Here is a 10,537-nt window from a genome sequence, read left to right as displayed (position 1 = left end):
TTCATAACCGGTGTACGAGAGCATCAACGACGATTACTGAAATTGTTGGGCCAGTTATACGAAGCGGTTTATTCCTAAATTAGGTGCGGAAACTCGGTTCGAGGCTTTACGAAGAACAGATAGTTATATTCTTGCACTTGATCAAAAAGCTTCGTTTACACTAGCTGCTGGAATTACGTTTATGGGGATATATGCAACTCTCTTCTATAGTTTGATCGCATCAGAATCCAATAAGCTTAATGCGCCACTTTTAGTCGCAATCATAGGGGTATCGTTAGTGCTTTGGGCTATCTGGTTTAGCAAAATTAAAGCCGTTTTTAGCCCAAATGTTGAACCATCTGAGTCAAAATCGGTGATTTCGTTTGCATCCCTTACTGCATCATTCAACTCTCATGAAGAATACTATCAGTATTTCCTTGAGCTTAATAAAAGGGACAACCTTGATAAAGACATCATCGAAAATCATTGGATTTGCTCTAAAATATGCATGGGTAAAGTCAAAAATTTTAAAGCAAGCCTAAAGTGGTTATATATCAGTTTGTGTACATCAGTTTTGGGACTTGCTTTAGTTTCTTTTTTCACCACATTTACTTAATTAGTACACCAACAGTGTCTTTTAGCAGCTTACGGTTTAGGGCATCTCGTACTTCACATTCCATGGTATGAATGCCTCTATATCTTGTTTCTTCATATCTGACATAGAAGTAATAATCACTACCAACTTCACTCGCATCACATTTGTAGAATTTAAGCGGATTAATGTCTTCAAAACCGCTTTGCTCAGCTTCCTCGGCTTCTTTCCCATAGTTTGTCTTTTTTAACTTAACTGTAAGAGGGTATCTAACATCCTGATATTGAGGCACCTTTAAGAAGAAATAGAGTGAAGAATTCTTATCTAGAAAGTAGGCCGCCGAATTATAACGTGTAGCTCCACTTTCATCGATGGAACAAAAAAAGCTCAATTCGTTTTGATATGTAACTTGGCTGCTAATTTCACGTCTAAAAGAAATTGGCAACGAAGAAAATGATAAGAATTTGTCGTATTGAAGAATACGCATCTTATAGTTGAGTGGACATCCATAAGCATCGGTAATATTTGGCTCTACGACTTTTTTTTCTTCTCCACGAGATTTTTTGATTTCACTAAACTCTTCAGGCCAGTCAATAAAATCAAGCAATCCTTGCCCGAGCATGGTTTGATTTCGTTTTGAAAGACTCTGAAGTTTAGATGCCATGTCTACACTTAGACCTGTAGCTGTTACCTCCCCAACAGAAGAGTAACCATAGTTAGTCCAAATGACCTTTTCATCGTTTCCAAAATCACACCCAACTCTAAAACCAAAATCTTGAATATCAAAACCTTCATCTTTAAACCATGCTTTAAGAGTATTATCTATGACTGCTTTTAATGTTACAGCACAGTTCATAGCATCGATGATTACATTCTCAGGGAGAGCATCTTTTGAGCTAAAAAAGGCCATAACTGCATCCCCCATCAACCTGTGCACATGTCCATCAAATGCGCGAATCACTTCAATACAGGTCTTCAGTGCAGTATTTTTGATCGCAACAACTTTTTCTAAGTCATACAGTAGAGACAGCCTAGTCGAGCCCTTAATATCAAAGAAAAGAGTACAAGCATAGTGTTTGATTGTTCTTCCTTCGCTATGAGCTAGCATCGCAAAGTCAGGCGGTGCTCCAATAACGGATGTATTGATCCCCGCTTTACCAAAGTAGGGTCTTATATCTCTTTGGATTGCGTACTCTTCAGCTATTGAAGTTGGCATTCCATCGTTAAAAGCAGACTCAAGAGCTACATCATTTGATGCATATAGGTGGTCATGGTTTTCATTACCTATCTGAGATTTTAAGATGGTTTTACTCTTTTGTGCCTCGTAAAGGCGACGAACACTTTTCTCTAACATAAAACCACTCTGAAGTTAATATTATCTACATAGCATACCATACAAGTACGCAAAAAAAACATGCATTTTTAGGTTGGTCATACAAATCAACTCACCATAAATGATCTATGAAACATCTTGGTAATACAGGTAGACATTAATATGATGTTATGTGAACTCTGCCCTTGAAGTATTTTTGAACGTACCTATCTAAATTACTGGCAATCCTGCCATAACATTAAAGACTAGTAATATGAGCATGAAAGCTGGTGTTCAAACTTGGGTCGACACCGCGTTAGACACAAAAGACGAAATTGCATCTGATTTAATGGATGCGGGTGTTGATCCAAAATTTGCTTTAAAAGCATCAACAGTAATGACTTAAAAGGCGTGTCAGAAAAATTAGATCGCCATTTTGAAAACAAAAACGCAGATGAGATTACACATACTATCAGCACGCACTCAACGAAGAGTCTATTACAGTAGGGTTAATCTAAAGTGCTATCTTCTGATAGCACTTTCTTAACAGTAACAATGTTCACATAATAAGGCACTTAAACGGAACTTGGACTTGATCCGTTTTACTGGACACGCATCGACGACCTGAAGAGATCAGTATGCCAGTCTATAAAATGGGCAAAAAGACAGCCCAATATTCACTATACTTCAAACTGAAAGCGGTTGAATGGAACTATTATTCAATATTTGATGATGCACTTACGGTGCGTACAAACGCTTAAGAAGCTTGAGTAATTCCTCCTGCTAAGGTAGTCCACGCTCTGCGCCTTGTTGGGCTCAGCTTTGCCAGCAGTTACCTGAAAGCTTCCCCATTTCATCTTCGCCTGTGCGAGGCGTTAGGATGTGTTCGACGTTGCCTATACTCAATAAAATACAGTTATTCACAGAACTCCAAGTAAAAGCGCATCTGTCTTCAAGACAGATGCCATTCGTTGGTGCGGGTGATGATGGCCTTTCCGCCTGCTGAGATGCCTTTAAGCACATTTAAAAGCTCGTCTTCGCTATACATGGACGTTTTCACCACGCCTGTATCAGTATCAAAAGCCAGCTCATAATGAGGGGCTATAGCTTGCTCTGTGCGCTTGCAGAATACGCCACCCATCAGATCTGTAAAGCTTTTCCAGTTGCCTTTGTCGGCTGCGTCGTGGATATCTTGCACTAGCTGACTTTCTGTCATCATTGCCTTTAAGCGGCGTAATTCACGCCAAACCGTCACCGAACACCCTCCCAGTTGTTGAAATTGGCGAATGCTCCAGCATGCCGCCCATGCATCGACGCGCGCCGCTGCACATTTCGGGTCTTCACCGTAGATACCTGCATCAAGATGATCACCGTCGATGTTTTTTGAGATGTATTTCGCGATATACCCCGTCGCTGAGCCCTTGTTAGGGTCAATCTTTACTTCCGTAAAGCGGTGCTGCTCGGCGCCTGTTTCGTCGCCATCTTCCCGTAAAGCGTAATCTCTCATGGTAGTGATGAGGGTGTCGTAATGCGCAGGTTCGACGAACAACAATAAATGCCAATGGGGTGTACCGTCGTGCTGTGGCTCCACAACGCGAAAGCCATAGAATCGCACTTCCTCGCGATGTAGCTTGGCACGCATAAGTTTCCAAATATCATTGAGGTAATCCTGAGCCTCAGCAGGCGTATAGCCTCCCCATTTCGGGTTTTCATCGCCCGTTGTCGCATAGCTGCGGTGGTATTTAGACGGGCAAGTAATAGTGAGAAAGGTCGCCACATGGCCGAGCTCATTGGCTAGGTCTTCAAAGCCTCGCGCCCTCACCATGAGCTCGGTTTTGCGAATTTTCGGATCAGCAACGCCCTTTTTCGATAACTCCAGCAGGCTAAAGCTTTGCCCTAGTTGATTGGTAACAGTCGTATTCGCAAGGTATTGCTCTTGATGAAACTTTTGAGAAGCGCGGGCGCTTAGGGTTTCTTCGGAGCAGTAGATAGACTTGCGACGGTTTACCTCATTGAGGTGTCGCATCACGGTTTCAATGTTCTTACGCTGGGCTTTTCGCAGCTTGCGCAGCCACCATGATTTATCGGACATACGACGCAGCCGACCCTCTAGGGTGTATTTTTCCTCATCGGGAGGCAGCACGCCAAAGCTGGCACATAGGGCGTGAAGGGTTGTGATTGTTTGCTGTTCGTCCCCCATTAATTCACGCCTAATCGCCAGTGCGGAATCAACAAGGTTTTCCGCTTCTTCTCGCAAGGCGTCTTCTGAAATATTGAGGTTTAGCTTTTCGGGCGACACGGTGAGCTTGCTCATCAGGCTGTCGGTGAGCTCGCGTAGGTAGGTGTTTCGCGCTTGCTTGTTGGAAATGGCGCGATAGTGTTTGAACAGGATTTTTTGCGCTTTATCCGGCAAGCGACAAAGGCGCTCTTTCACGAACGCCTTATCATCCCAGTCAATTTGAGCAAATTCAGTTTCAGGAATGGCTAACATCCAATGCCCTCCCTGCTGCTGTGAGCTCAAAAACATACCACTTGATACCGTAGGGGTAGATGGTTCGGTATGTGATGAGTTTTTCTCGATAGAGCTTAAAGACAGTGCGTGGGTTTAATTTCATATCAAACCCTGTTGAGCCAATGTATCCGGCCTTATTGACGCGATAATCGGCACATAGCTGAAACCAATGCCCCTCTTGCATCGCACGGATAACCGATTGTTGATGTTTATTCAGCTTAGGCATGCTCACGCTCTCCATAGCTGAGGTGAGCCTGTTTGCGGTGCTGATCTAACCAGTTATCCAAATCTTCTTTGAGGTAACGTACCGCTCGGCCAATTTTGATAAATGGTGGCGCTTCGGTGCGGTTGAGTCGATGGCCTTCCATGCGTGATTGACGCAGGAAAGAACGGCTCATACCGATATAAGCAGCGGTTTCTTGTTCTGTGTATGCGCGTTTTTGGGTGTGTTCTGTGTGCATAACGATATCTCCGTGTGTTCGTTGGGAGATACCGTAAGCGTCCCAACTAGCTTGGGACGCTGGTTGGGACGCTGGTTGGGAGAGTTTTTAGCTAAAGCGTTTTACGTACCGCTGAGACGTAGTTGGAGAAGGTCTTGTAATTGATCCGATTTGTATCATCTATGCCAAACCATTCGACACTGTCATGGCCTATCTCCACAATGAGGCCATCCTCGTCAATCTGGTGAGCGTTATTTTCATGGTCTCGCCTGATGGCATACAAAACCTTGCGGGCTTCAGCGTCGCGATCCACTGCTAATACTTTACGGATCATGACTTTAATTGGGTGGGTTTCAATTTTGCTGATATCAGGGATAGAAATACTTCGGCCTGTTTCGCCCTCAGGGCGTAGGTCAAAGGCGGCATTGACGGCCTGCAAATCAAACCGCAATTGGTCAGCCTCTATTGCTAATGGCTTGGCCTCTAACGCCCTACCTGTTTTGGCTAGGGCGTCCCATAGGCCTGAAAACCCCTGACGATTCCATTCCTCTGGGCCTGCTTGGGCTAGTTGCCTCGCTTCTTGCCCATAGGTCGCCTTGGTGCCTATGGCCCCATAGGCCATAAAGGGGGCTGCAGGCCTCTGGGGCAGGGAGGATACCCGAGTAAATGGGCCGTTCTCGGCGTCTGGGAAATCGTTTTTGACCTCTCGCCAGTGGCTTACGTGGTCAGGTTCCAATATTTGGGCGTGACGAATAGGGGCGGTTTTTGAATGAACACAGGCTATTGACTGGTCTTGTGTTAGGCCTATTACGCCCTTGTAGGCGAACAGGTTTGCCAGTGCAGGCCTATGGCCCTCTTCGGCCGCAAGCATCGCTCCCATCGATTTTTCATCTACCCAAGCGCACAGGGAAAGTTCCCCTTGCTCGACAGCGGCCAATAGGTCGCCTTTGGTAATAGAGGTGACATCGTGGATTTCATCTAGGCGGTAAAAGCGACGGTTTTGCATCTAATACTCTTTATCTGTTATTCCAATTAACATCTATTAGCCCCCAATAAGGCTAACAGCCGCTGCCTTATGCTCTGGCGCTAGGTGGGCATACCTTAGCGTCATTTTTAGGTCGGCGTGGCCTAGTAGCTCCCGAACGGTATTGAGGTCGACGCCTGCCATCACTAGCTTACTGGCAAAATGGTGTCGGAGGTCGTGGAAGTTAAATCCTTCAATACCAGCCAGCCCTAACACGGTTTCCCACGGCTTTTTAACGTCGGTGAGCGGTTGGCCGTTTTTGCCCTCAAATATGTAGATGGCCTCGGGGTTTTGCTCTCGCCAGCTTGCCAGTGTGTTATAGGCCTCATTATTGAGTGGCACGATGCGGCTTTCTTTTGATTTTGCATTCCCGCCGCGCACTTGCAAATAGCGTTCGGAAAAATAGATATCACGCCACTCTAGGTTGAGTAGTTCGCCTCGGCGCAGCCCCGTATTGATAGCTAACAGGATGAGAGGCTCTACATAATCCACAAACGTGGCATCATCTAAGCATGGATACAACGAATAATTACGTATAGCCCTATGCTCATTGGCCGAACGGCGAGCTAGGCGAATATCTTGGTCGCGATGCTTGATAGCATGCCGTAATCGCTTCTCTTCCATGTCGGTGAGATAGCGTAGGCGGGTATTGTCGGCCTTGATGGCTTTCACTTTGGTGAGTTCGTGTGATTCGATTAATCCCCATTCAACGGCGCGAGATAATGCGCCTTTAAGTGAGTTCACACTGTGATTAATTGTTGATGCGGCTTTACCCTTTTTCCGCTGTTCGCTCCGCCACTTCTCGACTTCCCATGCGGTAATTTGGTCGAGCTCTTTATCCATCAAAAACGCAAAGCGGCTTTTTATGTGGTTCACAATACGCTGAGCCGTTTTCGGGTTACGGGTTTGCAAGTAGGGTAGGTATCGCTCGTCTAGGTAAACGGGGAGTTTGAGGTGTTTGCGGCGTTGGCTTTCTTGGCGCGCTTGCTTCCTTTCATCATGCACGTTGTTCCCTTTGGCAACGTCACCTGCCTTTTGTTTGGCAAGGTCACGCGCTTGAGCTGGGGTTAGGTCGTGCGCCGTTCCGAGCTTGTAGTTAACCTGTTTGCCATCATGTCGGTAGTAGAGGTAGTAAACAATGCGCCCCGTTGCTGAGATACGAGCATGAAAGCCATGAATCTCGGTATCGTTGATGCGTTTATCCTCAACCGAGAACTGCTTGATACTGCTCGCGGTGATCTTCTTTTTAAGAGGCATGATGCTTTGCGTCCTTGCTGTCTACCCATCGATTTCTGTGTAGCATATATGTAGCAAATCAATCATACTTCCATGAATTTTGATGAACAAGGAAAAACAAAGAAAACGACATAAACACATGATATTATTGGGTTAGATTGTTCTTCTTTGTTCACTGCGATTCATGCAAAAACACCCAAAAAGCGTCTCATAATCGATTGGTCCCCAGTTCAAGTCTGGGAGGGGCCACCAGATTCTAGAAGGTTAGTAAGCGTAGTGTTTACTAACCTTTTTTTGTACCTGACGATTTTGGGTCAGGTAAGCCCCGATCACGCACTCTTCCCTGTCTTCTCCCAATACTAATTCGAATACTACGCTGTTGCCAAATGTGTCCTTCTGGCGGATAAATCTCTCCCATAGAGCACAAAGATAGATTGAACTCGCAAACCAAACATAAGTAACTTAAATTACACTTTTAGATAAGTTCTTATACATTCACGACAAAAGTGAGTTATAGTGAACTTATATGGTGAGGCGAACTTAAAAGTGACAAAAGTACACTAAAAGGCACTTATGAAAAAAGGCAAGATGGTAAAGGCACAACCTATGCCTGATTTGAATACTGAGTTCAGTATGGAAACGCTGGGGAGCGCTATTCGCTCAAAGCGCACCGATAGAGGCTGGCGTATTGATGATCTCGCTTCAAAAGCCAATTTATCTCGCAGAACAGTCATGAAGATAGAAAAAGGCGATACCAGTGTCACCTTTGCCAATGTACTTGTCCTCATGGACATCTTAGGGTTGTCTTTACGCCTTATCGACCTAAACCTATTTGCTCGTCCACATAGCCAAATAATCTCCCAAGCGGAAAACAGCGTGATAAGCAGTGAGGACGGTTGGTATGAGTAAGTTACAACAGTTAGATGTATTTATCGGTACGAATACCAAAATTGGCCGTTTGATTCTCCCCGTCGGAACAGAAACAGAGTTCTCATTCATCTATGAAGATGAATGGAAACACACGGGGTTCCCGATTTCACCACACATCCCTTTCGTTGATCAGGCTTCTCCACGTAGTATTGTAATGGCCCACTAACATTGGCCACGGTGTTAGATCGTGTAAGAACAAGGACCCGTTCAGCAGAATCAGAGTAACCAAACTCGACAAGTGCGGCCTGATGATTTTGTCACGATCTCTAGTCATGGCTTAAGTTCCGTATGCATTCCCACGCAGGAGCGTGGGAACGAGTAAGCGTCGCCAATGCCACCACCAACGTAAAGTACGCGTAGGTCGGTATAAGCGCCAGCACAATACCAATCATTATCACGATGTGGGCCGCGCGCCATCCGACATCAAAGCCAAAGATTAACCTCGATGTTAAATTTGGCGCCAAACGTGACAGGCGCCCAGGTGGCATAGCGCATCATAGTTGACATCTTACCGGGGCTTGTGTCACCTACGCCAATGGGATCATTTGACGGATTACGGATTACGGAATACCGAATACAGAAAGAGCTGAGCCCCGATTCGAGCACGATCTGCTCTTTTCTGTACTCTGTAAGCGAAGCGTTCTGTATTCAAAAATCCTGAATATCGCGTAGGTCGGCATAAGCGCCTTCTCGATCGCGCAAGCTGGGTGTGATTTCCGCCGCGCGCCATCCGACACCAAAGCCAAAGATTAACCTCGATGTTAAATTTGGCGCCAATCGTAACAGGCGCAGCGCAACTGGCGCCCAGGTGGCATAATGCATCATAGTTGACATCTTGCCGGGGCTTGTGTCACCTACGCCAATGGCACCATCGATGTATAAATTTTGTCATTGTAATTGCCCACTAAAATTGGCCACGGTATTAGAGCGTGTAAGAACAGGAGCCGTTTAGCAGAATCAGAGTAACCAAACTCGACAAGTGCGGCTTGATGATTTTGTCACGATCTCTGGTGATGGCTTAAGTTCCGTATGTATTTCCACGCAGGAGCGTGGGAACGAGTAAAGCGTTCTGTATTCAAAAATCCTGAATATCGCGTAGGTCGGTATAAGCGCCTTCTCGATCGCGCAAGCTGGGTGTGATTTCCGCCGCGCGCCCGTTGCACGGCGCCATCGGACACCAAAGCCAAAGATTAACCTCGATGTTAAATTTGGCGCCAATCGTAACAGGCGCAGTGCAACTGGCGCCCAGGTGGCATAATGCATCATAGTTGACATCTTGCAGGGGCTTGTGTCACCTACGCCAATGGCACCATCGATGTATAAATTTTGTCATTGTAGTGGCCAACTAACATTGGCCACGGTGTTAGATCGTGTAAGAACAGAGATCCGTTCAGCAGAATCAGAGTAACCAAACTCGACAAGTGCGGCTTGATGATGTTGTCACGACTTCTGTTCATGGTTCAAGTCTTGTATGCATTCCCACGCAGGAGCGTGGGAACGAGTAATAGAGATCCAGGGCAGTAAAGTCACAGTGAAAAAACGCAGCCCTGAGGCTGCGTTTTGTTTATCTCACTCAATGAAACCAAGCCTGTGTTATTGAGTCGGCTCAATGGTCAGTGGCTCCCAGGTTGCCATGGCATTGCCGCCGGCGCCGTATTGGTCTGGGTATGCACGGCCTTTAAGCAGGGTGTAGTACACATCAACAAAGTCATCATCGTTGGTCAGCCAGCCGTCGGGGATGGCTTCGATGATTTTTCCGGTGATTTGCGTGACCACGCCATAGGCTTGCGCTTCCAAGTCGGGGATCGCGACTAGGATGTCGCTCGCCACCTCGTTAAGTTTCAGCGCCAGCTCTTTGTAGTTGGTGCCGTCGTCTTGCTCCATTAAGATCACGTCTGCCGCGCCCCAGCGATAACGATCCCAATGGATCATCACTTGGTTGGGGTAATAGGTGGTTTTGTCGTAATCCAAATACGGCATATCGACAATGTCGAGCGTCGGTTCATCGCGGCTGGGGTTCACGCCGGTGACAATGGCATACACTTCTGCCGCGCCGGAGATCCACGGTTCTTTATCGTCGGCCAGACGGATGGTTTTTAGCACTGTGGTGTCAATGGGTTGGGCTGGGGCTTGTGCCATCATGCGTGCACTACGACGCATCCGTGGTGCTGGGTTCTGCTCCGCCAAGGTGCGACGCATCACTTCCAATCCGGCTTTTAATGCCGCTTTGCCGTCTGTATCAATCACTAACACGGGGCGGTCAGGCATTTGATAAACGTCGAGCCAGTGGGTGTTGCCCTCAGTGTCAAAGGCCTCAATCTGGGTCCAGCTTTTTTCATCACCGGCCGGCTCAAAGGCAAACAAAGGCGCTTGGCCGGCTTGCCAACGCGCGAGCATGCTTGGGTCGGCTAAGCGTAAGCGGGTATTTCTACCCGCCTGGTGATTGAATGGGCGCTTTGTTATAGGGCAATAAATCGCTGACATCACAGCTCTCTTCTCGCTGAGGTAGCTC

Annotated in this window: 10 protein-coding genes and 1 pseudogene; 4 read left to right on the top strand and 7 right to left on the bottom strand. The window is 46.6% G+C overall.

What is annotated here, in order from left to right; genetic code table 11:
- The first annotated feature begins 181 nt into the window (after positions 1 to 181).
- Entirely contained in the window at positions 182 to 595 is a 414-nt protein-coding gene (locus BZJ21_RS14370) for a hypothetical protein (protein ID WP_236719576.1), read from the top strand.
- Here BZJ21_RS14370 and BZJ21_RS14365 read toward each other — a convergent pair.
- Entirely contained in the window at positions 588 to 1,925 is a 1,338-nt protein-coding gene (locus BZJ21_RS14365; protein ID WP_077670149.1) for a nucleotide-binding domain-containing protein, read from the bottom strand. The two genes, BZJ21_RS14370 and BZJ21_RS14365, sit on opposite strands and share 8 nt — an antisense overlap.
- 232 nt (positions 1,926 to 2,157) lie before the next feature.
- Between BZJ21_RS14365 and BZJ21_RS16805 the strand changes: the two genes are divergently transcribed.
- Positions 2,158 to 2,289: a hypothetical protein gene (locus tag BZJ21_RS16805; protein WP_269087444.1), complete on the top strand. Its 132-nt coding sequence runs from the start codon at positions 2,158 to 2,160 to the stop codon at positions 2,287 to 2,289.
- Between the two features lie 546 nt (positions 2,290 to 2,835).
- Here BZJ21_RS16805 and BZJ21_RS14360 read toward each other — a convergent pair.
- From BZJ21_RS14360 to BZJ21_RS14340, 5 genes are all read right to left on the bottom strand, one after another.
- Entirely contained in the window at positions 2,836 to 4,374 is a 1,539-nt protein-coding gene (locus BZJ21_RS14360; protein WP_077670148.1) for a replication endonuclease, read from the bottom strand.
- Positions 4,358 to 4,621 (bottom strand): hypothetical protein, encoded by a 264-nt coding sequence (locus BZJ21_RS14355; RefSeq protein ID WP_077670147.1) that lies wholly within the window; start codon positions 4,619 to 4,621, stop codon positions 4,358 to 4,360. The genes BZJ21_RS14360 and BZJ21_RS14355 overlap by 17 nt, the downstream gene beginning before the upstream one ends.
- Entirely contained in the window at positions 4,614 to 4,856 is a 243-nt protein-coding gene (locus tag BZJ21_RS14350) for a helix-turn-helix transcriptional regulator (RefSeq protein ID WP_074213514.1), read from the bottom strand. The genes BZJ21_RS14355 and BZJ21_RS14350 overlap by 8 nt, the downstream gene beginning before the upstream one ends.
- 91 nt (positions 4,857 to 4,947) lie before the next feature.
- The gene (locus tag BZJ21_RS14345; RefSeq protein ID WP_077670146.1) at positions 4,948 to 5,841 is read right to left on the bottom strand and encodes a hypothetical protein; all 894 of its coding nucleotides are present in this window, start codon (positions 5,839 to 5,841) and stop codon (positions 4,948 to 4,950) included.
- Positions 5,842 to 5,877: 36 nt separating this feature from the next.
- Complete coding sequence (locus tag BZJ21_RS14340) at positions 5,878 to 7,116, bottom strand: site-specific integrase (RefSeq protein WP_077670145.1); 1,239 nt, start codon at positions 7,114 to 7,116, stop codon at positions 5,878 to 5,880.
- A 552-nt stretch (positions 7,117 to 7,668) separates the two neighbouring features.
- Here BZJ21_RS14340 and BZJ21_RS14335 point away from each other — a divergent pair.
- Both BZJ21_RS14335 and BZJ21_RS14330 read left to right on the top strand, forming a co-directional pair.
- The gene (locus tag BZJ21_RS14335) at positions 7,669 to 8,004 is read left to right on the top strand and encodes a helix-turn-helix domain-containing protein (protein ID WP_077660136.1); all 336 of its coding nucleotides are present in this window, start codon (positions 7,669 to 7,671) and stop codon (positions 8,002 to 8,004) included.
- Positions 7,997 to 8,176 (top strand): annotated as a pseudogene (locus BZJ21_RS14330) (HipA N-terminal domain-containing protein); the annotation flags it as partial. The gene BZJ21_RS14335 and the pseudogene BZJ21_RS14330, both read left to right, overlap by 8 nt.
- A 1,442-nt stretch (positions 8,177 to 9,618) precedes the next feature.
- On the opposite strand, the gene BZJ21_RS14325 reads toward BZJ21_RS14330, so the two are convergent.
- Positions 9,619 to 10,537, bottom strand: a 919-nt coding sequence (locus tag BZJ21_RS14325) for a DUF3103 family protein (protein ID WP_101494601.1), incomplete at its 5' end; no start/stop codon positions are given.

The organism is Salinivibrio costicola subsp. alcaliphilus (assembly GCF_001996185.1).
Classification (GTDB): domain Bacteria; phylum Pseudomonadota; class Gammaproteobacteria; order Enterobacterales; family Vibrionaceae; genus Salinivibrio; species Salinivibrio costicola.
This window is presented reverse-complemented; position numbering and strand designations above follow the sequence as displayed.

What these genes read in the sequence shown, in the direction of transcription:
- BZJ21_RS14370 (WP_236719576.1), top strand. Translation starts at nt 182, where the DNA reads ATGGGGATATATGCAACTCTCTTCTATAGTTTGATCGCATCAGAATCC.
- BZJ21_RS14360 (WP_077670148.1), bottom strand. Translation starts at nt 4,374, where the DNA reads ATGTTAGCCATTCCTGAAACTGAATTTGCTCAAATTGACTGGGATGAT.
- BZJ21_RS16805 (WP_269087444.1), top strand. Translation starts at nt 2,158, where the DNA reads ATGAGCATGAAAGCTGGTGTTCAAACTTGGGTCGACACCGCGTTAGAC.
- BZJ21_RS14350 (WP_074213514.1), bottom strand. Translation starts at nt 4,856, where the DNA reads ATGCACACAGAACACACCCAAAAACGCGCATACACAGAACAAGAAACC.
- BZJ21_RS14355 (WP_077670147.1), bottom strand. Translation starts at nt 4,621, where the DNA reads ATGCCTAAGCTGAATAAACATCAACAATCGGTTATCCGTGCGATGCAA.
- BZJ21_RS14345 (WP_077670146.1), bottom strand. Translation starts at nt 5,841, where the DNA reads ATGCAAAACCGTCGCTTTTACCGCCTAGATGAAATCCACGATGTCACC.
- BZJ21_RS14365 (WP_077670149.1), bottom strand. Translation starts at nt 1,925, where the DNA reads ATGTTAGAGAAAAGTGTTCGTCGCCTTTACGAGGCACAAAAGAGTAAA.
- BZJ21_RS14335 (WP_077660136.1), top strand. Translation starts at nt 7,669, where the DNA reads ATGAAAAAAGGCAAGATGGTAAAGGCACAACCTATGCCTGATTTGAAT.
- BZJ21_RS14340 (WP_077670145.1), bottom strand. Translation starts at nt 7,116, where the DNA reads ATGCCTCTTAAAAAGAAGATCACCGCGAGCAGTATCAAGCAGTTCTCG.